Genomic DNA, 21,958 nt, shown 5'->3' on the forward strand with positions numbered 1-21,958 from the left:
CAGCGCCGCGGCGCTCCGAAGGCCCTCGGCCGCGGGAATCGGCGAATGATCGTCGGTCACGCTGCGGCCCCCGCGTCCCGCTCGATCAGGGCCACGACCTCTGGCAGCCGCCGAAGATCGTGGGGCACGATCACGCGATGCAGGACGCCGCTGGCGGCTATGGCCGCGGCCTGCCGCAGATGCCGGGCGCCTGCGGCGCCGTTCAGCACCTCGGCGCCGAAGCGGGTGACATAGGCAAAGCGCAGGGCCAGCGGCAGCGCCTCGAAGGGCGGCACGGCGATCACCGCAGGCTCGGCCTCGGCCGGTCCGCGTTCAAGCCGGTAGATCCGCCGGAGCGGCGTGACGCCGCGGGCGAACCGGCCGGGCAGCAGAACGCGGCTCTTTTCGGGCACCTCGGGCACCACCGGGCGATGGACCGCATCCGGCGCATCGAAGGCCGCGGCCGCCGCCGGTGACAGCTTGACCTGGGGAAAGCCGGGGCGGAGCGACAGGGTCTCGTCCACGGCCACGATGTCGTCCGCGATGAGCGGATGGCCCGCGCGGATCATCGCGGTCGCGGTCGTGGACTTGCCCGCCCCCTTGTCGCCCATCATCACCACGCCGCGGCCGCCCACCGACACCGCGCTCGCATGGAGCGTGAAGAGACCCAGCTGCTCCAGAGCCAGCGCCAGCACCGAGCCCAGCAGCGGATAGGCCAGGAGATCCTCCGACACGCCGGGGTGCGGGCTGGCCGTGATCCGGCCCGGCTCGACCCGGAAGCCGCCCACCGTCTGCCACCACAGCTCGGCCCGATCCGGCGCAAAGCGGGTGCGGAAGCTCCCCTCTCCCGGCAGATCCTCCAACAGTGCGCGGTGCACCGTCAGGTCGGCCGCCCCATCGCCTTCCAGCGGCTCCAGCTCGGGCAGGTCCACGTCCGAGCGCCACGCGAGACCGTAGGCGGTCCGCAGCGCAGGCCGGAGAGAGGAAGTCTCGACGATCATGCAGGTGTCCTTCTGTCGAGCCGGGCGGCGGCGGGAAATTCGCGGGCCCGAAGCCATTCGTCCAGCACGACGGCGCGCAGGGTCTGGAAGAGCGCGGGGGCATCGGCCTCGCCCGCGCGAAGCCCGTCGATGCCGCCGCGGATGACGCCAAGATCCACGAACTCGGCGATCTGGCCGGGATCGCGCCGGGACAGCCGGTCAAGGCCGGTCGTCCAGTCCCTCAGCACACGCTCGCGCACGTTGGGGCTGAAGTCGGTCTTGCTGCTGCGCAGGCGGATCTCGTCAGGCAAGAGGCCGCGCATCGCGTCGCGCAGCAGGGCGCGGGTCATGCCGTCGCGGAACTTGGCCGAGGCGGGCTGCGCCACGCAATGCTCGACCAGCCGCCGTTCGAGGAACGGATAGCGCGGCGAAATCCCGCACGGGGCCGCGGAACGGTCGAGCACCTCGAGCGCGGTGGCATAGCCGGGCGTCGTCAGTTGCGAGATGTGGCGCCGGATGTCGTCCGTGGCGCCCTTCACCGTCACGCCGTTCGCGTCGCGCACGCGCTGGACGAGGCCGGTCCGTGCCACCAGATCGGGATGAACCGCCCGCCTCCAGGCCGTCGCATCGCGGGTGGCTCTGGGCCCCAGCCGGCGGGCCAGCGCCCGGATCCAGCGCGACGAGGCGCCCACCGACGCCGATTCCAGGAAAAGTTCGCGCCGGGGGCTGCCGAACAGCGCCGAGACGGCGGCGGTGGACCGCCAGAGAGCGCGCCACTGCGCCTCGCCCGCCAGTTCGGTCAGGCGCGAGGTCCCGAACGAGATCACCTCGTCGCCGCCGTGCCCGTCGAGCAGGATCTCGATCCCCGCCTCGGCCGCCCGACGGTAGAGCCAGCGCGAGGTGGGCAGGTTCGGCGCAAGGAATGGCGTGCCCTGCTCTGACAGAAGCTCTTCGACGGTGCCCCCGAGGGCTTCGCTGCCATCGAGCCAGAGCTGCCGGAAGCGGCCGGCCTCGTGAACCTTGCCGATCCATGCGCGCTCGTCGATCTCGGGGCAGGCGTCGAACTTCATCGACACCACCGGAAGCGGCGCCTCGGACATCCGCGAGGCCAGAACGGCGAGCGTGCTGGAATCGAGCCCGCCGCTCAGCATCGCGCCGACCGTGCCGCCCCGCATCCGCGACGCCACCGACCGCTCGAGCAGCTCGAGCAGCGCCTCGGGCGGGTCGGGCCGGTGGCGGGGCTCGGCCTCCAGCCGCCAGTAGCGGCGGACCTCGGTCCGGCCCTTCTCGACCAGCAGCATGTGCGCCGGTTCCAGCCGGCTGATCCCGCGGTGGATGGTGCGCTGCGCCGACGTGGGCTGGCCCGAAAGGAACTCGGCGATCCAGATCTCGTCGAGCGCGGGGGGACAGCCGGGAAAGGCTTCGAGCAGCGCCTCGACATCCGACGCGACGGCGACCGCCTGAGGCGTGGCGCGATACAGGAAGGGACAGACGCCGAACCGGTCACGCAGCCCCAGCAGCCGTCCCACGGCCGGGTCCCACAGCACAAGGGCGAAGTCGCCCTCGAGGTGGTGCGGCAGATCCAGCCCCCAGCGGTCGTAGGCCGCCAGCACGAGTGCGGCATCGGATGCCTCGGCCAGCCCCAGCGCGCGCTGCAACTCGGCGGCGTTGTCGAGCCGCAGGTGGCCGGTCAGCACCGCCCCCCCCGGCCGCAGCCGCCACGGGCCCATGGCGGATTGCGACGCACGGGGGCCCGCGGCGTGCCGCTCACGATGGCCCAGCGCGACGCCGCCCGGCAGCCGCACCGAACGCGCCTCCTGCCCCCGGTTCGGCATGGCCGCAAGCATGGCCTGCACCCGGGCCTCGGCTTCCGACGGATCTCCGCCCAGCGTGACGAAGGCGGCGAGCGCGCTCACAGGGCCGCTCCTGTCGCAGGTTCGGCCACCGGATCGGTGCGGCCGGAGCTTTCGTAATCGACGAGGGCGCGATGCTGGCTGTAGTCCATGGAAGATCCCCCGAGCACGATGACATTGTCCGACAGAAGCCAGGCATGTGGGCGGAAGTCGCTGTCGCGCCCGTTCGGCAACGAGATGCGAACGGTGGAGGCGTAGCCTTTCCGCGCAAGCAGGCGCTGGCCGGCCAGCGCCTGCGTGAGGCAGGTGGCGCCCGGGACCAGCCGCGCGGCCGCGGTCACCGACCAGGCGACGACGCGCTGCTCCGCGGCCGGGGCCACGCCCGCGGCGCCGAAGGCCGCGGTGGCGGTCCGCACCGCGTCGGTCCGCCGGCGCGCGATCGCGAGGCGGACCCGTGCCACCTCCGCCAGCGCCCGCCACAGCGCCAGCGCCTCGGCCGGCCTCAGGGTCAGGAGACGCCGCACGCGCCGCATGTAACCTCCCTCAGGCCAGGATCACGAGCCGGTTCGCCGCCAGATCATCCACCAGCTTGCGGATGTCGCCCTCGCAGACCGAGGGCTCGATCCGGTAGCGATCCGCGACCCGTCCCACGAGATCCTCGATCTCGACGGGCTGATCGAGCTGCGACCAAACGAATTCACCCACCGCATTCATGCTGAAGTAGGAGTTGCTGTTCGTGTCGAAGATCGCAATCCCGTCACCGAAAGGACAAGGAATGCAGCCGGGTGCCGCCCTGATGGTCACGTCGAAAATTCCTTGATCAAACACGTTCTGAGGCCGAGGCAGCCATAGACCGCCTCGGACCGGAGCTTCCTTACGTCCTGGAGATCAGGAGAAGGTCATGTCGGAGATGGCCGTGCCGGCCGGGAAGGCCGCATCGGTCACGGTGCCCCGGCTCGCCCCATGAGTCATGGCTTCCAGCGTGCCATGAGCGCGCAGCACCGGGGCCTGATAAGCAAGAGTTTGGATGTTGTTTGCCACGTCAAATATCCTCAGCATAAGGTAAGATGGCCCAAAGGACCGGGTCCAAGCCTGTTGAAAGATGCCCGAGGTGTCAATGCAGACGCCGCCGCTCTCCGATCGGATGCCGCCCGCACTGAATATATTTATCAAAAGGAATTGTAAATGCAATTGAAGGTTGAGCCCATCATTTGCCACAACCCTCACGGGACAAAGTTGCTGCTCAAATTTTCATCAAAATGCGCAACCGAAAGGGGAAAGCGCGCTACCTCGGGGCGACAGCGCCTCGGCCGAACGGCCACTATCCCTGCGGGGGACACACTTCGATTCGAGAGGAGCGGCCTCCTGAGGTCCGGACACGGGGCATGACCTTCACCGCCGAACATTTCGCCGCCGTGCGCGGCCACGACTGCCTGTCGGAGGCCGAGGCCCTGCGCGCGGCCCTTGCACGCGCCTTCGGAGACGCCGCGCCGCTGCCCGAAGAGGTTCTGCCGCAGGTGCTTTTCGACATGGCCCGGCTCAACAAGGTCGGGCTGTTCCTCGCCCCGCGCCCGGCCGACCTTCCCCCGGCCTGGGCCGCCATCGCCTCGCAGATCGAGTCAATGCGCCTCCACACCGCCGCGCGCAATGGCCACAGCCTGCGCGTCAGCGGCGAGGTCGCCCGGCTCATGCAGGCGGCGGGGATCGCCCATGTGCAGTTCAAGGGGCCGTTGCAGCAGATCGCCCTCTATGGCGGGCCCTGCTGGAAGCCGACCGGAGACGTGGACCTTCTGGTGGCCGAGGCGGACTTGCCCCGCGCGGGCGCGGTGCTGCGGGAGGCGGGTTTCGCCCCGCAGGAGGCCGAGCTTGCCGACTGGTGGACGAAGCACCTGGGCGAGCAGCATTTCCGTCGCCCCGCGGGCGGCCCGGTGGTGGACCTGCACCATCGCCTTCAGCAGCCGGGCGCGCCGCGGCCGCGCCGGACGGCCGACTTCCTGACCCGGGCCGCGCCCATGCCGCACGAGGGCGGCACGGTGCCGATGATCTCGGGCCCCGACCGGTGCCTCGTGGCGGCCATCGGCGTGGTCAAGGCCTTCGTCGCGCACGAGCCCTGCGCGGGCCACCTGTGCGACCTGCGCGCCAGCCTCGACCGGCTCTCGGCCGCCGAAGCGGACATGCTGCCCCGCATCGCCGCCGAGCAGGGTCTGTCCGAGACGCTGGCGCTGGCGAGCTGGGGCGTGGATGCGCTGTTCGAAGGGCTCGCGCCGCGCCGCCATGCGATCGGGGCGCACCCGCTGGCCGACCTCTCTCCCGCGATCCTGCGCCGGATGCTGATCGCCCCATGGGATCCTGCCCTTGACTGGCCGCGCCGGAGCCGCATCCTCTGGGCGCTCTCGGGCCGGCAGCCCACGCGCTACCTGCGCGAGGAACTTGCCGCCAAATCCTCCGAGATCCACAGGCTCTGGCTCAAGGGGCTCATCCGCTCCGGCCTGCTCTCCCGCCGCGAAGGAACTGCTGCATGACGGACATCTGCGTGATCATCGCCGCACACAATGCCCAGGCGACCATCGCCAAGGCCGTGCGCTCGGCTCTGGCCGAGGCGGAGGTGGCCGAGGTTGTGGTGGTGGACGATGCCTCGACCGACGCAACCTCCGAGGCCGCGCGGGGCGCCGACGACGGAAGCGGCCGGCTGATCGTCGAGCGGCAGGCGCAGAATGGCGGTCCCTCGGCCGCGCGCAACCGCGCCATCGCCCTGTCACGCGCGGCACGGATAGCCATCCTCGACGCCGATGATTTCCTGCTGCCGGGCCGCTTCGCACGGCTCGATCCGACGCTCGATCTGGCCGCCGACAACATCGTCTTCGTCACACCTGACCATGCCGCCGATTTCATGCCCGCGGCGCTGCCTGATGCCCCGACCGGGGTGGAGATGCTGGATGCCGAGGCCTTCGCGCTCGGCAATCTGGCGCAGGGTGTCCGGCGGGGCGAACTGGGCTTTCTCAAGCCGGTCATGTCGCGCGCCTTCCTGGCGCGGCACGGGCTGCGCTACGACGAACGCATGTGGCTGGGCGAGGATTTCGACCTCTACATGCGGATGCTGCTTCTGGGCGCGCGCTTCGGCCTCATCCGGTCCGTGGGCTACGTCGCGGTGGAACGGGGCGCCTCGCTTTCGGGGCGGCACCGGACGGCGGATCTTGCGGCGCTGGAGAGCGCGTGCCGCGCGCATCTGGACCTGCCGGCCTCCCCCTCCACGCGGGCGGCCATGCTGCGGCACCTGCAGCAGGTGCAGGCCAAGCTCCTCCTCCGGCAGTTTCTCGACCGCAAGGCCGAGGCCGGGCTCGCCGCCGCCCTCGGCTTCGCGCTGAGCCCGCCGGCGCGCTTCCTGCCGATCGCGCGCGGGGTCGCGCGCGACAAGCTGGCCGCCCTGCGCCCGCCTGCCCCGCCCCGACCGGAGAGGCTGCTGCTGCCCGTCTGAGGCCGGGGCTCAGTCGCCCGGATCCTCATCCGCGTCATCGGGCGCCGCGCCACGGCGCTCGGCGCCCGGAGGCAGCCGCGCCTCCATCCCGTCCGGCAGCACCACCTCGGCGCGGCTCCAGCGCGGCACGAGCCAGAGCCAGAACAGCCCCTCCTCGCCGTCGGCGCAGATGTCGAGATCATGGCGCGCGGCGAGATCCGACAGAAGCGCGGCCTGCTGCGCGGGCGGCCAGGGATGCGGCAGTTCCGGGGCAAGCAGCGGCGGCACCGCCACGAGGCGCTGCCCGTCCCCCACAGGCCGCGGATCGGCCGACAGCACCAGCGAGAGCGGGTGGGTCTCGACCTCTTCCGCGGCCCTGCGCTGAAGCCGCTCGCGCACGCTGCGCACCAGCTCGCCCACCAGATCCGGCCGCCGCAAAAGCTGACCCAGCGCCGGCAGCGGCCTGCGCCGCTTGATCGCCGCCACCAGATGCTCAAAGGCCAGAAGCCGCTCGAGCCCCGCGCGGCGCCGGCGCATCATGTCGGCGAGCGCGGGATCGGCGACATCCCGCGCCGTCCGGTCATGCGCCACGATCAGCGGCTCGAGCGCCGCAACCGACAGCCTGTGCGAGATCGAGCCCGAGTGGCGCCGGTAGAGGTAGAGCGCCTCGGGCAGCAGCACGAGCCGTGCGCCGTTCAGAAGCACGCGCAGATACAGGTCGTAATCCTCGCCCACCCTCAGCGTTTCGTCATAGCGCAGCCCGCCCCAGGCCGCGCGGCGGACGAGAGGCTTGAGATAGCCCAGCGGCGGCAGATCGTCCGAGCCTCCGTTGGCGGCCACGAACATCGTGGCATCCACCGGCATCGGCGCGACCAGATGCAGGGACTGGAGAAGCGTCCGTCCGCCGGCATCCGGCGCATCGCCGAAATGGAGCATGTCATCGGCCACCGCATCGACCCCGAGCGCCTCGGCGGCGGCGAGAAGGCGCGCAAGACGGTCGGGATGGAGCACATCGTCCGAATCCATCACGGCAAGCCAGTCCCCGGTCGCCGCCTCGAGCGCGCGGTTGCGCGCCGCCGAGGGCCCGCCGTTGCGCTCCATCTCGATCAGCGTGACGCGGGGATCCCCCTCGGCGATCTCGCGCACGAGGTCCGCGCTCTCGTCGCCCGAGGCATCATCGACCACGATCAGTTCGAGATCCGCGTGGCTTTGGCGCAGAACGGACTCGATCGCCTCTGGAAGGAAGGCCGCGCCGCGATAGTTCGCCATCAGCACCGAAATCCGCATCGTCCCTCCGTCCTCCGAATCGTCCCTGTGTAGCTGTCCTCGACCCGCCGCGTAACCCGGCACCATGTCCGCCGCCGTCCGACCGCCGGAACTGCCGGTTTTCGCGGCACTGCGGCAAGCTGTTGCCGATGTGATCGGAGAACGGTCGCCTTCGGTCAGAGCCGGGCCTACCCTTGATCCTCAAACAGCCACGGAGCCCGTGATGAGCCAACGTCTGCCGCTTGCGCGCCTTGCCGCGCGAACCCTTCTGCCCCTCCTCGTGGCCGCTCCCGCCGCGGCGGACGAGCCGCCGGCCTCGTTCCGCGAGACCTTCGACGAGATTGACGGCCAGCGCTGGTACATTTCCGACGGCTGGACCAACGGCGAGCATCAGAACTGCACCTGGTCCTCCAACGCCATCCGCGCCGAGGATGGCATCCTGCGGCTTCTGTATCTGCCGGACACCTCCGGCGAGGGCCAGCACCGTTGCGGGGAGGTGCAGACCGAGCAACGCTTCCTGCACGGAACCTTCGAGGCGCGGATGCGGACGGATCACCGCAAGTCCGGGCTCAACGCCGCCTTCTTCACCTACATCGGGCCGGTGCATCACCAGCCCCATGACGAGATCGACTTCGAGATCCTGACCCGCAACACCGCCTCGGTGGATGTGAACACCTATGTCTCCGGCGAACCGAAGAACCGCCATGTCGTGCCACTCGACCCGCCCTCGGATGAGGGCTGGCACACCTTCTCCTTCATCTGGGAGCCCGAGCGGCTGCGCTGGTTCGTGGATGGCGAGCTGGTCCACGAAGCCACGGAAACCCTGCCGGTGGCGCCGCAGAAGATCTTCTTCAGCCACTGGAGCACCGACGTGCTGACGGAATGGATGGGCGCTTACGAGCAACCCGAGGGGCCGGTCGCCCTCGAGGTGGACTGGGTCTCGTGGACGGCGCCCGGAGAGGCGTGTCAGTTCGAGGAATCCGTGCTATGTCGGCTGGAAGACTGAGGAGACGCCGCACGAGATGACCGCCGCCCCCCTGCGCCCGCACCGCCAAGACGGCATGATCATCGACGTCTGCCCGACGACGGTGCTGGCCTTCCTGACCATCCTGTGCCTCCTGCTGGTGCAGTGGATCGGATCCATGGCGGCGGCGGGCTTTCTGGCCTCGGGCTGCCTTCTGGTGGTGCGACGGCCCCAGACCACGCTGATGGAGCTGCGGCGCTACTGGATGATCTTCGCCATCGCCGCCTGGTGCCTCTTCACGGTGCTCTGGTCGCAATATGCCTCGCTCAGCCTGCGGTATGCCATCCAGCTCTGCGTGACCTTTGCCATCGCGGTGGCGATCGCCAGCCGGCTCTCGCCGATCATCTTCCTGCGCATCCTCTTCAGCGCGCATCTCGTCGCGGCCCTGCTGAGCCTGGCGTTCGGAAAGGTCCGGGGGGACGGGCTCGGCTGGCTGGGCATCTTCGGCTCGAAGAACGCCTTCTCGCTGCCGATGTCCACCCTGATGCTCTGCGCCTTCGCCATCATGCTCGACCGCAACCAGTCGCGGACATGGCGGATGCTGGCCGCGGGCGGCTTCCTGATCGGGACCTTCCTGCTGATCCAGGCGCAGTCGGCCGGACAGCTTCTGGCCACCGGCGCCGCGCTGGCCTTTGCGCTGCCCTTCTTCCTTGGGCGCTGGCTCAGCTTTGGCCAGCGCATCCTGCTCGCGGGCTTTACCGTCGGGCTGGGGATCGTGGTCGCCATCCTGCTCGTCGCCATGCAGGAAGAGGTCATGGCGCTGATCCTCGAGACCACCGGCAAGGACGCGACCCTCACCGGCCGCACCGAGCTGTGGTCGCTGGCCTTCCGCGAGATCGCGCAGCAACCTTTCACCGGGGTCGGCTATCAGGCCTACTGGGTGCCGGGGAACCCGGGCGCCGAGGCGATGTGGAAGGAGTTCGGCATCAGCGGCAAGCGCGGCTTCCACTTCCACAACACCTTCATCTCGAACGCGGTCGAGATCGGGATCATCGGGGTTGCCATGCAGGCGGTCGCGATCTTCGGGGCCTTGGCGCTGGCCACGATCTGGGCCTTCAAGGAGCCGCGGGCGGAATCCATCTTCCTGACCGCCCTGATGATGCGCAGCACCGTGCTCAGCATGTCCGAGGTCGTGGGCTTCCTGCAGTTCGACCTGGCGACCCTGATGCTGGTCGCGGCGCTCGTCTATGTCCTTCGCAACCAGCGCGAGCGTCGGCAGCAGCGGATGCCGCTGCGCCAACGCAGCGCCGTTCGGCCTGTGAACGACGCGGCCGAGCCGGCCCCGCCGCATCCGGTCTAGCCGGCCGCGCGTGACCTCTCGCGGCCAAGGAAAAAGGGAAGCCGATCCGCGTCGGCTTCCCTTCCTGTGTCTTCAAGCGGACCTTCTCAGTTGGTCGAAGGCGGCCTCAGCGTCATCTGGACCATGTCGCCCGGCTCCAGCCGCAGGTCCATCGCGTCGGGGATCTGGCGCAGCTCGTCGCGTTCGATGCGCAGTACCATGACGCTGCTCATGGCGGCGATGGCGTCCGGGTCGGCCGCCAGATCCTTGCCGCCCGCCTGCCCCAGAAGCGACACCGAGAGCCCCCGCTGCGTGTCGATCTTGCGGTCGATCTCGAGGATCTGGGCCTCGACCTCCTGCAGCTGGGCCGCGATCTCGGAAGAGCGGCCATCCAGCAGCGCGATCCGGTCGCGCTCGGCCGTCGTGATGCCCTGACGGGCCCGCAGGATCGCCGTCGAAGTGTCGAGCAGCTGGCTCTCGATGGCCGACAGGGTCCGCTGCGTCTCGAACAGCCGCCCGCTGGCCACAAGTCCCCGTTCGGAAAGGTTCCGGGCGTTCGCAGCCTCTTTCTCCGCCAGTTCGAGCTGTGTCTCGAGCTGGCCCGTTTTGGCCTGCAGCGCCTCGATCTCTGCGGTCAGCAACTCGCTCTGCGCGTCGATGGCCGCCAGATTGCGCTCGACCTGATCGCGGCGCAGATCCATGAAGGACTTCTCTTCGGCCAGCAGCGCCCGGCCCCGCGCGCTGTCGAGGTCCGGCACGGCGCCCAGTTCCGTCTCGTTGGCGCGCTCCGCCATCAGGCGCGCGCGGCGGGCGAGCATCCCCTCGCGGCTGTCGAGCAGGATGCGCAGCGCGCCTTCCTGCGAGATCAGGTCGCGCACGATGGCCGGGGTGCTGCGGATCTCGTCGCTCGGCCCGCCCGCCATGGCAATGGCCTGCCGTGCGGTGATGCCGGGACGATAGACCACCTCGCCCGGATTGCGCACGTGACCCGCCACGATGACCGGGCGATATTCGGCGATCTCGACGGTGGCGTCGGGCATGTCGGGCAGCGCCAGACGCTCCATCAGGCCGTCGGCGATCAACGTGCCCAGCTGGGAGGGCGTGTGCCCGGCCGCCTCGACCGGCCCTAGGAACGGCACCGAGATCGTGCCGTCCGAATTGACGCGGTATTCGCCGGTCATCGCGTCCCACACGCGCATCGTCCCGTCCACCGGTTGCCATTCGAGGACGCGCAGACGCAGGAGGTCGCTGGCGCTGATCTTGTAACCTTCGGCCAGCACGGCCCCTCCGGGCAGCATCGCCAGCGCGACGAGCGGGAGGAGATGGCGACGGAACACGGCCATTCGGATACCTTTCTCTCTAAGACATGAAGGCGCGGCGGACCCTCCGCCGCGGCCGCTGGCCAGATCGTGGGTGACGGCTCAGCAGGAGCCGCGCGAGCGCAGAACCGCAGGCACCGTCCGCAGGATGATCGCCGCATCCGCCAGAACGTTCCAGCGCATCACGTAATAGCGGTCGAGGAGCACACGCTGCCGGTAGCTCAGATCGCTCCGGCCGCTGACCTGCCACATGCCGGTCAGACCGGGGCGGGTGCGCAGGTAATGGCCGGCCGAGCCGCGGTAGCGGCGCAGTTCGGCCGCCACCACCGGGCGCGGGCCGACGACGCTCATCTCGCCGGAGAGGATGTTGAAGAGCTGCGGCAGCTCGTCGATCGAGAGCATGCGGATCACGGCGCCGATCGGCGTCACCCGCGGATCCTGCCGGAGCTTGCGGTCACGCTCCCATTCGCGCTGCGCCTCGGGGTTGGCGCGCAGATGCCGCTCGAGCACCACGTCGCCGTCCACCACCATCGAGCGGAACTTCCAGCAGCGGAAGGTCCGGCCGCCGAAGCCCACGCGCTGGTGACCGTAGAGGATCGGCCCGTTGCTGCTGAGCCAGATGATCAGCGCCACGCCGATCATCAGCGGCGCCAGCGCGATCAGCGCGGTCACCGCGATCAGGATGTCGATAATGCGTTTGGCCAGCCCTCCGACCGGTCCCGACTCCGCACCGGCAACGGGTGCCAGGGACGACAGGTAGATGTGGTCGGAACTGACGTTGTCTGGCGCCAAAGAGGATTGCGGATTGAATTCCATGAAACACCTGTTGCTTTCGAGCGTCGCCACTCAGGCACGGACCGACTTTAATCCAGAAAATGCTGAGTCATGTCGTGCCAAGTCTTCCGGGTCGAATATTGTCCAAATTAGAACAAGAATTTTCCTCGCTTCAGCCGATATGTCAAGGCATGCCCATTTTGAGGGCGGTTTCTCGATCATGCCTCCGCGGATTCTTGCTGCACCTGCAAATGAGAGAGACTTGTAAGCAATACGACCACGGGGGCGCGCCTTCTGGTGGATGCGATTCTCGGCCCGGCCCTCCGCATGCTCCATCCTCAATGTTTCCGCGCGATTTTCAAGCTGTAGAATGGTGCATCATCACCATCGAAACCCCATAAGCCACCGCAACCGAAGGAAGTATTGGGAACAGCCTTCGGTAGAGGAAACGCGCCGCACGCGACGCTGGGCCGCACCGCCACGGCCCGCCTTCGCGCCGCATCCGCGGACTCGCGCGAAAGATCAAGCACCGGGAGACCGCACAGGCGGATCCCCGCTTCTGCGGTTGCATTCAGTTTCTTCCCGCGCTGCAGCAAGTCGGCTACCCCGGCTGACGATCAAGGTTTGGGCATGGATCCACCCGCCGGACACGGGGGTCCGGTCGGGGCAGAGTGCGCTCAACACCGCACGCCGTCCGGGGTTCCCGACAATCTTGCGGGCCACGAGGACACAGCCCCCGACATGGCCGTCGCGCACGGCTTTACGCTCGCGCACCGCTCGTCTAAGCAGATGATCGGCAAAGAGAGAACCCAATGCGCATCCTGATCACCAACGACGACGGCATCAATGCTCCGGGCCTCGAGGTGCTGGAGGGGATCGCGCTGGACCTCGCCGGGCCCGAAGGCGAGGTCTGGACGGTTGCCCCCGCCTTCGAGCAGTCGGGCGTCTCGCACGCGATCAGCTACACCCATCCGATGATGATCGCCAGGCTGGCGCCGCGCCGCTATGCGGCAGAGGGCAGCCCGGCCGACTGCGTGCTCGCCGCGCTCTATGACGTGTTGCAGGGCGCGCGCCCCGACCTCGTGCTGTCCGGCGTGAACCGTGGCAACAACTCGGCCGAGAATGTCCTTTATTCCGGCACGGTCGGCGGCGCGCTCGAGGCCGCGCTGCAGGGCCTGCCCGCCATCGCCCTGTCGCAGTTCCTCGGGCCCGAGACCGAGGGTCTGGCCGATCCGTTCGAATGCGCCCGCACCCATGGCGCGCGGATCGTGCGGCTGCTGCTGGACAAGGGGCTCTGGGACGACGGCGACTATCGCCTGTTCTATAACGTGAATTTCCCGCCCAAGTCTGCGGCCGGCGTGCGTGGCCAGCGGGTCGCGGCGCAGGGCTTCCGGCGCGACACCTCCTTCGGGGTGGAGCCGCACATGTCCCCCTCGGGACGCCGCTTCCTCTGGATCCGGGGCGGCGCTCAGCACAGCCCCACCCTGCCCGGCACCGACGCCGCCGTGAACCTCGACGGCTACATCTCGATCACCCCGATGCGTGCGGACCTCACCGCGCACGACCGGCTTGCGGAGCTGGAGGCGCTGATCGGATGAACGGGGGCCCGGACGAGGAGGATCCGGCAGAGCGCAAGATGCGGTTCCTGTTCGCCGTCCGCTCGCGCGGCGTCACCGACGCCCGCGTGCTCGCCGCGATGGAGCGGATCGACCGCGGGGCCTTCGTCCGGGGCATCTTCGCCGACCGCGCCTACGAGGACATGCCGCTTCCCATCGCCTGCGGCCAGACCATCAGCCAGCCCTCGGTCGTGGGCCTGATGAGCCAGGCGCTCGCGATCAATCCGCGCGACAAGGTGCTCGAGATCGGAACCGGCTCGGGCTACCAGGCCGCGATCCTCAGCCAGCTGGCGCGCCGCGTCTATACGGTCGATCGCCACCGGCGTCTCGTGCGCGAAGCGACCGAGCTGTTCCATCGGCTGGGGCTGACCAACATCACCGCCCTGGCCGCCGACGGCAGTTTCGGCCTGCCGGAACAGGCGCCGTTCGACCGCATCCTCGTCACCGCCGCCGCCGAGGATCCGCCGGGGCCCCTGTTGGCACAGCTCAAGATCGGCGGTATCATGGTGGTCCCGGTCGGGCAGACCGACGCCGTGCAGAACCTGATCAAGGTGACGCGGCTCGAGCAGGGCTACGACTACGAGGAACTTCGCCCGGTGCGCTTCGTGCCGCTGATCGAAGGGATCGGGACCGACTGACGGGCGCTCCGGCCCGCTGCCCGGAGCGCATCACCGGCGCCTGCGGCGTCCGAGACGGCTCCGGGAACCAACCCGGAGGCATGACAAGCTCCGGGACCAACCCGGACTGCAAGACGAGAGGCAGAGCATGTTCCACCGACCCCCGCTCGCGCGTGCCCTCTGCATGACGGCGACGCTGACGATCCTTGCCGCCTGCAACACCTCCGAGCTTGACTGGGACCTCCGCAGTCGCCCCGGCGCGCTCAGCACGTCCGAGGCCGCCCGCGCGGCCACGGCGCCGCGGCCACGCCCCGACGATCGGGGCGTGATCTCCTATCCGAACTATCAGGTCGCCGTGGCGCGGCAAGGCGATACGGTGGCGTCGCTGGCGGGGCGCCTCGGGCTCGATCCCGTGCAGGTGGCCGGCTACAACGCGCTGGCCCCGCAGAACCCGCTTCGGGCCGGCGAGGTCGTGGCCCTGCCGCAGCGCGTTGCGGCCGCCCCGGCCATGGCGCCTGCGCCGGTGATGGCCACGCCCGTGGCCACGGCAGGCCCCTCGAGCGTCGATGTGACGGCCATCGCCACCACGGCCCTCGACCGCGCCGGAAGCGGCACGCCCGCGCCGGCCGCGGCGCCGGCCCCGGCAGCCGCCCCTGTTGCGGCGGCTCCGCGCACGGCGGACGAGCCCGTGCGCCATCGCGTCGTGCGCGGCGAGACCGCCTATTCCATCGCGCGCAGCTACAATGTCTCGGCCAAGGCGCTGGCGGACTGGAACGGTCTCGGCGCCGATCTGGGGGTGCGGGAGGGCCAGTATCTCATCATCCCGACAGCCGCGGCGGCCCCGCCTGCGCCTGCGCCTGCGCCGAACGTGACGCCCGTCACGGTGCCGGGGGTCGGTTCGCCCACGCCCACACCGCCCTCGGCCGCCAAGCCGCTGCCGGCCGAGTCGACCACCCCGGCCTCGAAGCCTGCCAACCAGCCCGCCTCGCCCGACCTCGGCGCGCAGCGGACGTCGGCCTCGGCTTCGAGGCTCGGATTCCCGGTGCAGGGCAAGATCATCCGCGGCTATGTGAAGAAGAAGAACGACGGCATCGACATCTCGGCCGCCGTCGGCAGCCCCGTCGCCGCCGCGGCCGACGGGACGGTCGCCGCCATCACGCAGGACACCGATCAGGTGCCGATCCTCGTCATCCGGCACCCGGACAATCTGCTCACGGTCTATGCCAACATCGACGGGATCAAGGTGGCCAAGGGCGCAACCGTCAAGCGGGGCCAGCCGATCGCCGTGGTCCGTGCTGCCGATCCACCCTTCGTCCATTTCGAGGTCCGCAAGGGCTTTGAAAGCGTGGACCCGATGCCCTACCTGCAATAGTCGAGCCGGATCAGTCCCTTGGAAGACAAAGCTGCCGCGGAACTTCAGGTTCCGCGGCAGCTTTGTCTTTCCTCGGCCCGTTCAGCCCGCGGGTGCCCTAGAGCGCGACGCCGTGGCGCGCGGCGAGATCGGTGAAGAACTGCCAGGCCACCCGCCCCGAACGCGAACCGCGCGTCGCCTGCCATTCGATCGCCTCGGCCCGCAACTCCTGCTCGGCGACGGACAGGCCGTGCGCCGCGCAATAGCCGCGGATCATCTCGAGATACTCGTCCTGCGAGCACGGGTGGAAACCCAGCCACAGCCCGAAACGGTCCGAGAGCGACACTTTCTCTTCCACCGCTTCCGAGGGGCTGATGGCGGTCGATCGCTCGTTCTCGATCATGTCGCGCGGCATGAGGTGCCGGCGGTTCGAGGTCGCATAAAGGATCACATTCTCGGGCCGCCCCTCGATCCCGCCGTCCAGCACCGCCTTGAGCGATTTGTAATGCTGGTCATCGTGGCTGAACGACAGGTCGTCGCAGAACAGGATGAAGCGGAAGGGCGCCGCCCGCAGATGCTTGAGCAGCCGCTGGACCGAGGGCAGATCCTCGCGGCTGAGTTCCACGATCTTGAGCGGCAGGCCCTGCGCCACCACCGCGGCGTGGATGGCCTTGACGAGGCTCGACTTTCCCATTCCCCGCGCGCCCCAGAGCAGCGCATTGTTGGCCGGCAGGCCGCGGGCGAAATGCTCGGTGTTCGCAAACAGGATGTCGCGCGCCCGGTTGACCCCCACCAGAAGCGACAGATCCACCCGCGCCACCCGCTCGACCGGGTCGAGCCGGTCCGGCGCGGTGTGCCAGGCGAAGGCGTCGGCCGAGGCGAAATCGGGGGCCGGCATCGGCGGCGGGCTCATCCGTTCGAGCGCCGCCGCGATCCGTTCCAGCGGGTCCGTCATGCCGCGCCGTCCTCTTCCTCATCCTCGAACCAGAGGCCCTGCGCGCGCAGCTCGGCCTCGCGCTTGCGCTCCATCCGCTTGATCAGGAAGATCGAGATCTCGTAGAGCGGGTAGACCGCGCCGAACAGGATCATCTGGGACATCATGTCCGGCGGCGTGACCAGGGCCGCAACCCCAAGGATCAGCACGACCGCATATTTGCGCATCGAGCCCAGCCCGCGCGAGGTCACGAGCCCCGCCTTGCCCATCAGCGTCAGCAGGACAGGCAGCTGGAAGCAGAGGCCGAAGGCCAGGATGAAGTTCGAGGTCAGCGCCAGATACTGCTCCATCGAGCCCTGGAACACCACGCCGGCCAGCGGCAGGCGGCCCTCCTCGCCCTCGACGCCCGGCTGTTCGGTCATGAACTGCTGGAAGCCGAGGAAGAAGTCGAAGGCGATCGGCAGCACCACATAGAAGGCAAAGAGCCCCCCCAGCACGAACATGATCGGCGAGGCGACCAGGAACGGCAGGAACGCGGCCTTCTCGTTCCGGTAGAGCCCCGGCGCCACGAACCGCCACATCTGCCAGGCGATCACCGGGAAGGAGAGCATGATGCCGCCCATCACCGAGATGCGAATGGCGACGAAGAAGCCCTCCTGCAGCTTGATCAGGACCAGCCCGCAATCCTGTCCGCGCGTGGCCAGCGCATCGCAGATCGGATGGGTGAGGAAGTTGAAGATCGGATTCCAGACCGTGAAGGCGACCAGCATCGCCACCAGGAAGGCGCCCAGCGAGATCAGGATCCGGGTTCTCAGCTCGGCCAGATGCTCGATCAGCGGAGCACTGGAACTGTCGATGTCGTCTTTGGTGTCGCGGCTCATTCGTCACTCTTGCGATCGGCCGGCGCGGACGCCTGCGAGGCGGGTGCGGCGCCCGCCGGAGCCGTCACGGCCGCAGCCCCCGGCCCCTGCTGCGCCTGCGCCGCCGGGATCGTCCCCGCCTGCGCCGGAGGCTTCGGCGCGGACGCCTGCGGCTTCATCGGGTCCCACTTCTCGAACCGTTCGGCCGCGTCCTTGATCGCGTCGAGACCCATGCTGCGCGGCGAGGTCACGTTCTTGACGTCCTTCACCACATCCTTGACGCCGGTCTCGTCCGCCGCCGCCTCCATCGCGCGCTGGAACTCTCGCGCCATGTTGCGGGCCTTGGCCATCATCCGCCCGAGCGTGCGAAACATTTCGGGAAGGTCCTTGGGACCCACCACGATCAGCGCCACGACGCCGATGACGAGCAGTTCGCTCCAGCCGATGTCGAACATCGGGCGCCGATCAGACCTTGTCGCGCTCGGAGGCGGGCGTCACGTCACGCGTCGTCTCGGGGCGGTTCTCGATCTCGGCGGTCTCTTCCTTGACGCCTTTCTTGAAGGCATTGATCCCCTTGCCGACTTCGCCCATGAGCGAGCTGACCTTGCCGCGCCCGAACAGCACGAGCACCACCACCGCGATGAGGAGCAGGCCGGGCAAACCGATATTGTTGAGCATCTCGCGTCTCCTGCGGCCGACATGCGGCCTCGCTTCGTCACTGCCCCCATTTATTGGTTCGCGCCCGCGGATCAAAGACCCTTTCGCTGCGGCTCCGCGTTTTTTGTAGCCGTGCTTGCGCCCGCACAAGGTTGCCAGAGCCACCGCAAGCGGCGCCGTTCCGCCCCGCGGCTTCGTTCACCGCATGAAGTATCCCGCACAACGCACTGATCGGGCGGGCTGTCCGTCAGCGGCGGGCTGGGAAGACGAAGCAGCGGTCACGCCGGATCATCAGCCAGAGCGGCGTGCCGGGCCGGGGCAGGAACACGTTCGGCACCGAGGCCGTGAGGCGCGAGCCGTCGCTGTCCATCACGAACTCGACCAGGCTCTCGCGGCCGAGGAAACGCGCCCGCAGCACCCGTCCTCGCGCGGCCGTGCCCTCGGCGGGCGTCGGGTTCGGCCCGCGCCCGTTGCGGTCGAAGTCGATCCTGAGATGCTGGGGCCGGATGATGATCTCGACCTCGGCGCCGTCGGCATGTCCCGGCGTCAGGAACTCGCCGAAGGGCGTCTCGGTCAGCGCCCCGCGCGAGATTCCCTGGATCACGTTGATGTCCGAGAAGAAGGCCGCCGCCGCCCGGTCCACCGGCGCGTTGTAGACATTGTAGGGCGAGCCGCGCTGCACGATCCGCCCGGCCCGCATGAGCAGGATCTCATCGGCCATCCGCAGGGCCTCGTCGGGCTCGTGCGTCACGAGGAGGACCGCCGCCCCCTCCTCCTTCAGGATCTCGAGCGTGGTGTCGCGGATCCCGTCGCGCAGCCGATTGTCGAGCCCCGAAAAGGGTTCGTCCATCAGCATGACCTTAGGTCTTGGCGCCAGCGCGCGCGCCAGCGCCACCCGTTGCTGCTCGCCGCCTGACAACTGGTGGGGGTGCTTTCGCCCGTATCCGGCGAGGTTCACCCTCTCGAGGAGTTCGGCAACGCGCCGGTCCTTCTCCTCGCGGCCGCCGCGGAGGCCGAAGGCCACGTTCTGCGCGACCGTCAGGTGCGGAAAGAGCGCGAAATCCTGAAACATCAGGCCGACCGAGCGCGCCTCGGGCGGCAGGAACAGCGAGCCGTCCGAGACCGGCTGCCCGTCGAACCAGATGCGGCCGCTGTCGGGCTGCTCGACCCCGGCGATCATCCGCAGGGTCGTGGACTTGCCGCAGCCCGAAGGGCCGAGGAGGCAGGCCACCTGCCCCGCAGCCACCTCGAGCGACACGTCCTGAACGACGGGGCTGCCGCCGAAGGCGCGCGTCAGATGCTCGACCTTCAGGCGCGGGGGGCTGGGAGGGAGTTGACGCACGCTCTGTCCGACCATTTCCATCGGGAAGGTTCTGGCCGGTTTCGGCGACCGTTTCAACCCTCCTGCCGCCGCTTGCGCCTCAGACCGTCAGGTTGGTTCCGCCGCCGTCCACCAGCAGGTTCTGGCCGACGATGAAGCGCGCCTGCTCGGAGCAGAGGAAGGCGCAGGCCGCGCCGAAATCCTCGGCCTGCCCGTAGCGCCGGGTCGGGATCGCGGCCGCCCGCTGCGCCCGGGCCTCATCAAAGCTGATGCCCTGCGCCTTCATCACGTTGCGATCGAGCGCCTCGGCACGGTCCGTGTCGTGGATCCCCGGCAGGAGGTTGTTGATGCAGACGCCGTGCTGCGCGACCTGCCGCGAGGTGCCCGCGACATAGCCCGTCAGCCCCGCCCGCGCCGAGTTCGACAGCCCGAGCGCCGGAATGGGCGCCCGCACCGACTGCGAGGTGATGTTGACCACCCGTCCCCAGCCCTTGTCGATCATGCCGGGCAAGAGCGCCGTCATCAGCGCGATGGGCGTCAGCATGTTGGCGTCGAGCGCGCGGATGAAGTCGTCGCGCGTCCAGTCGGCCCAGTTGCCGGGCGGCGGCCCGCCGGCGTTGGTCACGAGGATGTCCACCGCTCCGGCGGCCTCGAGCACCCGCGCCCGCCCCTCTTCGGAGACGATGTCGGCGGCGACGGTGGTGATCGAGACGCCGTGGCGGGCCCGCAGATCCTCGGCCGCCGCCTCGAGCGCCTCGGCCCCGCGGGCGTTCATCACCAGATCAACCCCGGCTTCGGCCAGCGCCCGCGCACAGCCCAGCCCCAGACCCTTCGACGAGGCGCAGACCAGCGCGCGGCGGCCGCGAATGCCCAGATCCATTGTCATCTCTCCCATTCATCTTTCCGCACCCGGCTTAGCAGCCCTTGCCCGGCCGCGAAACCCGGAACGGGCGGCGGCATGCGACAGCGGGGGCTCAGGACGCGCTTCCCAAGCCGCGGGCCACCGGCTATATCGCGCCCCATGCTGGACCAGTCGAACCGCCCCGCCCTCCCTGCCGAAATTGCCCGCCGCCGGACCTTTGCGATCATCTCGCACCCGGACGCCGGCAAGACGACGCTGACCGAAAAGTTCCTGCTGTTCGGCGGCGCGATCCAGATGGCCGGACAGGTGCGCGCCAAGGGCGAGGCACGGCGCACGCGCTCGGACTTCATGGCGCTGGAGAAGGAGCGCGGGATCTCGGTCTCGGCCTCGGCCATGAGCTTCGACTTCGGTCCGTGGCGCTTCAATCTGGTGGACACCCCCGGCCACTCGGACTTCTCCGAGGACACCTACCGCACGCTGACCGCCGTCGATGCCGCGATCATGGTGATCGACGGCGCGAAGGGCGTGGAAAGCCAGACCCGCAAGCTCTTCGAGGTCTGCCGCCTGCGCGACCTGCCGATCCTGACCTTCTGCAACAAGATGGACCGCGAAAGCCGCGACACGTTCGAGATCATTGACGAGATCCAGCAGAACCTGGCCATCGACGTGACGCCGGCCTCGTGGCCGATCGGGATGGGGCGCGAGTTCCTCGGCTGCTACGACATCCTGCACGACCGGCTGGAGCTGATGGACCGCGCCGACCGCAACCGCGTGGCGGAATCGATCAAGATCGACGGCCTGTCGGACCCGAAGCTGGCCGAGCACATCCCCGCGGACCTGCTGGCCAAGCTGCGCGAGGATCTCGAGATGGTGGCCGAGCTGATGCCCCGCTTCGACCGGCAGAGCTTCCTTGAAGGCCACCTGACGCCGATCTGGTTCGGCTCGGCCATCAACTCCTTCGGGGTGAAGGAGCTGATGACCGGCATGGGCGAATTCGGCCCCGAGCCGCAGGTGCAGAAGGCGGCCGAGCGCGGCATCGCCCCCGAGGAAGCGCCGGTGACCGGCTTCGTCTTCAAGGTGCAGGCCAACATGGACCCAAAGCACCGCGATCGCGTGGCCTTCGTCCGCCTCGCCTCGGGGCATTTCGAGCGCGGGATGAAGCTGCTGCATGTCCGCTCGAAGAAGCCGATGGCGGTGACGAACCCGGTGCTGTTCCTTGCCGCCGACCGCGAACTGGCCGAGGAGGCCTGGGCCGGCGACATCATCGGCATCCCGAACCACGGCCAGCTGCGCATCGGCGACGCGCTGACCGAGGGCGAAAGCCTGCGCTTCACCGGCATCCCCTCCTTCGCGCCCGAGCTTCTGCAGGGCGTGCGCGCGGGCGATCCGATGAAGGCCAAGCATCTCGAAAAGGCGCTGATGCAGTTTGCCGAGGAAGGCGCGGCCAAGGTCTTCAAGCCGATGATCGGATCGGGCTTCATCGTCGGCGTCGTCGGCGCGCTGCAGTTCGACGTGCTGGCGAGCCGGATCGAGCTGGAATATTCGCTTCCCGTCCGCTTCGAAGGCTCGCAATTCACCTCGGCGCGCTGGGTCACGGGGCCGAAAGCCGCGGTCGAGGCCTTCGTCAACGTCAACAAGGGCCATATCGCCCATGACAGCGACGGCGATCTTGTCTATCTCACCCGCCTGCAGTGGGACATCGACCGCGTCAGCCGCGACCACCCCGAGGTCAGGCTGACCGCGACCAAGGAGATGATGGTCTGAGGCAGGACGTGCCAAGGTGCGACCCTTGGCCCCTGCTCTTCCAGGGCG

The 21,958-nt window shown here is 69.1% G+C and carries 22 protein-coding genes; 8 read left to right on the forward strand and 14 right to left on the reverse strand.

Annotated features, from left to right (window positions below; genetic code table 11):
- Positions 1–56 precede the first annotated feature (56 nt).
- From FG154_RS03285 to FG154_RS21015, 5 genes are read right to left on the reverse strand one after another with little or no spacing between them, the layout of a single operon-like run.
- Positions 57–980, reverse strand: coding sequence for a phosphoenolpyruvate carboxykinase (ATP) (locus FG154_RS03285; protein ID WP_145104327.1), 924 nt, complete (start codon positions 978–980; stop codon positions 57–59).
- Positions 977–2,875, reverse strand: a complete 1,899-nt coding sequence (locus tag FG154_RS03290; protein WP_145104329.1) for an asparagine synthase-related protein — start codon at positions 2,873–2,875, stop codon at positions 977–979. Before FG154_RS03290 ends, FG154_RS03285 begins: the two co-directional genes overlap by 4 nt.
- Complete coding sequence (locus FG154_RS03295) at positions 2,872–3,345, reverse strand: lasso peptide biosynthesis B2 protein (RefSeq protein ID WP_145104331.1); 474 nt, start codon at positions 3,343–3,345, stop codon at positions 2,872–2,874. Before FG154_RS03295 ends, FG154_RS03290 begins: the two co-directional genes overlap by 4 nt.
- 10 nt (positions 3,346–3,355) lie before the next feature.
- Positions 3,356–3,640 carry a PqqD family protein gene (locus tag FG154_RS21700; protein WP_342779047.1) on the reverse strand — a complete coding sequence of 95 codons (285 nt, stop codon included), beginning with the start codon at positions 3,638–3,640 and terminating at the stop codon, positions 3,356–3,358.
- 60 nt (positions 3,641–3,700) lie between these two features.
- A complete protein-coding gene (locus FG154_RS21015) occupies positions 3,701–3,853 on the reverse strand; it encodes a hypothetical protein (RefSeq protein ID WP_186312276.1) in 153 nt (50 codons plus the stop codon).
- Positions 3,854–4,197: 344 nt separating this feature from the next.
- On the opposite strand from FG154_RS21015, the gene FG154_RS03305 reads away from it, so the two are divergent.
- Together FG154_RS03305 and FG154_RS03310 are read left to right on the forward strand one after the other, a co-directional pair.
- On the forward strand, positions 4,198–5,334 hold the full coding sequence (locus tag FG154_RS03305) for a nucleotidyltransferase family protein (protein WP_145104335.1): 1,137 nt from the start codon (positions 4,198–4,200) through the stop codon (positions 5,332–5,334).
- Positions 5,331–6,287 carry a glycosyltransferase family 2 protein gene (locus tag FG154_RS03310; RefSeq protein ID WP_145104337.1) on the forward strand — a complete coding sequence of 319 codons (957 nt, stop codon included), beginning with the start codon at positions 5,331–5,333 and terminating at the stop codon, positions 6,285–6,287. Before FG154_RS03305 ends, FG154_RS03310 begins: the two co-directional genes overlap by 4 nt.
- Before the next feature lie 9 nt (positions 6,288–6,296).
- On the opposite strand, the gene FG154_RS03315 is transcribed toward FG154_RS03310, so the two are convergent.
- Positions 6,297–7,553, reverse strand: a complete 1,257-nt coding sequence (locus FG154_RS03315) for a glycosyltransferase family 2 protein (RefSeq protein WP_145104339.1) — start codon at positions 7,551–7,553, stop codon at positions 6,297–6,299.
- Positions 7,554–7,755: 202 nt separating this feature from the next.
- Here FG154_RS03315 and FG154_RS03320 point away from each other — a divergent pair, with 202 nt between their 5' ends.
- Positions 7,756–8,538 carry a glycoside hydrolase family 16 protein gene (locus tag FG154_RS03320; protein WP_145104341.1) on the forward strand — a complete coding sequence of 261 codons (783 nt, stop codon included), beginning with the start codon at positions 7,756–7,758 and terminating at the stop codon, positions 8,536–8,538.
- A 16-nt stretch (positions 8,539–8,554) separates the two neighbouring features.
- Positions 8,555–9,856 (forward strand): O-antigen ligase family protein, encoded by a 1,302-nt coding sequence (locus tag FG154_RS03325; protein WP_145104343.1) that lies wholly within the window; start codon positions 8,555–8,557, stop codon positions 9,854–9,856.
- A gap of 86 nt (positions 9,857–9,942) precedes the next feature.
- Here the strand turns inward: FG154_RS03325 and FG154_RS03330 are convergent, their stop codons facing one another.
- On the reverse strand, positions 9,943–11,178 hold the full coding sequence (locus tag FG154_RS03330) for a polysaccharide biosynthesis/export family protein (protein WP_145104345.1): 1,236 nt from the start codon (positions 11,176–11,178) through the stop codon (positions 9,943–9,945).
- A 78-nt stretch (positions 11,179–11,256) separates the two neighbouring features.
- Complete coding sequence (locus tag FG154_RS03335; RefSeq protein ID WP_011908987.1) at positions 11,257–11,970, reverse strand: sugar transferase; 714 nt, start codon at positions 11,968–11,970, stop codon at positions 11,257–11,259.
- A 770-nt stretch (positions 11,971–12,740) separates the two neighbouring features.
- On the opposite strand from FG154_RS03335, the gene surE reads away from it, so the two are divergent.
- From surE to FG154_RS03350, 3 genes are all read left to right on the forward strand, one after another.
- Positions 12,741–13,526, forward strand: a complete 786-nt coding sequence (surE, locus tag FG154_RS03340; protein ID WP_145104347.1) for a 5'/3'-nucleotidase SurE — start codon at positions 12,741–12,743, stop codon at positions 13,524–13,526.
- On the forward strand, positions 13,523–14,182 hold the full coding sequence (locus tag FG154_RS03345) for a protein-L-isoaspartate(D-aspartate) O-methyltransferase (protein WP_145104349.1): 660 nt from the start codon (positions 13,523–13,525) through the stop codon (positions 14,180–14,182). Before surE ends, FG154_RS03345 begins: the two co-directional genes overlap by 4 nt.
- A gap of 127 nt (positions 14,183–14,309) precedes the next feature.
- Positions 14,310–15,533, forward strand: coding sequence for a M23 family metallopeptidase (locus FG154_RS03350; protein ID WP_145104351.1), 1,224 nt, complete (start codon positions 14,310–14,312; stop codon positions 15,531–15,533).
- Positions 15,534–15,630: 97 nt separating this feature from the next.
- Here the strand turns inward: FG154_RS03350 and FG154_RS03355 are convergent, their stop codons facing one another.
- The 6 genes from FG154_RS03355 to FG154_RS03380 form a co-directional block, all read right to left on the reverse strand.
- A complete protein-coding gene (locus FG154_RS03355) occupies positions 15,631–16,467 on the reverse strand; it encodes an ATP-binding protein (protein ID WP_145104353.1) in 837 nt (278 codons plus the stop codon).
- Positions 16,464–17,327, reverse strand: coding sequence for a twin-arginine translocase subunit TatC (tatC, locus tag FG154_RS03360; protein WP_145104355.1), 864 nt, complete (start codon positions 17,325–17,327; stop codon positions 16,464–16,466). The genes FG154_RS03355 and tatC overlap by 4 nt, the downstream gene beginning before the upstream one ends.
- Positions 17,324–17,761: a Sec-independent protein translocase protein TatB gene (gene tatB / locus FG154_RS03365; RefSeq protein WP_145104357.1), complete on the reverse strand. Its 438-nt coding sequence runs from the start codon at positions 17,759–17,761 to the stop codon at positions 17,324–17,326. Before tatB ends, tatC begins: the two co-directional genes overlap by 4 nt.
- 10 nt (positions 17,762–17,771) lie before the next feature.
- Entirely contained in the window at positions 17,772–17,984 is a 213-nt protein-coding gene (gene tatA / locus FG154_RS03370) for a twin-arginine translocase TatA/TatE family subunit (RefSeq protein ID WP_011908995.1), read from the reverse strand.
- 226 nt (positions 17,985–18,210) lie between these two features.
- Positions 18,211–19,326, reverse strand: coding sequence for an ABC transporter ATP-binding protein (locus tag FG154_RS03375; protein ID WP_186312277.1), 1,116 nt, complete (start codon positions 19,324–19,326; stop codon positions 18,211–18,213).
- Between the two features lie 58 nt (positions 19,327–19,384).
- Complete coding sequence (locus tag FG154_RS03380) at positions 19,385–20,164, reverse strand: SDR family oxidoreductase (protein WP_145104521.1); 780 nt, start codon at positions 20,162–20,164, stop codon at positions 19,385–19,387.
- A 141-nt stretch (positions 20,165–20,305) separates the two neighbouring features.
- Here FG154_RS03380 and FG154_RS03385 point away from each other — a divergent pair, with 141 nt between their 5' ends.
- Positions 20,306–21,910 carry a peptide chain release factor 3 gene (locus FG154_RS03385; protein ID WP_145104361.1) on the forward strand — a complete coding sequence of 535 codons (1,605 nt, stop codon included), beginning with the start codon at positions 20,306–20,308 and terminating at the stop codon, positions 21,908–21,910.
- Positions 21,911–21,958: the final 48 nt, after the last annotated feature.

Origin of the sequence: Cereibacter sediminicola (genome assembly GCF_007668225.1) — a bacterium.
GTDB lineage: Bacteria > Pseudomonadota > Alphaproteobacteria > Rhodobacterales > Rhodobacteraceae > Cereibacter_A > Cereibacter_A azotoformans.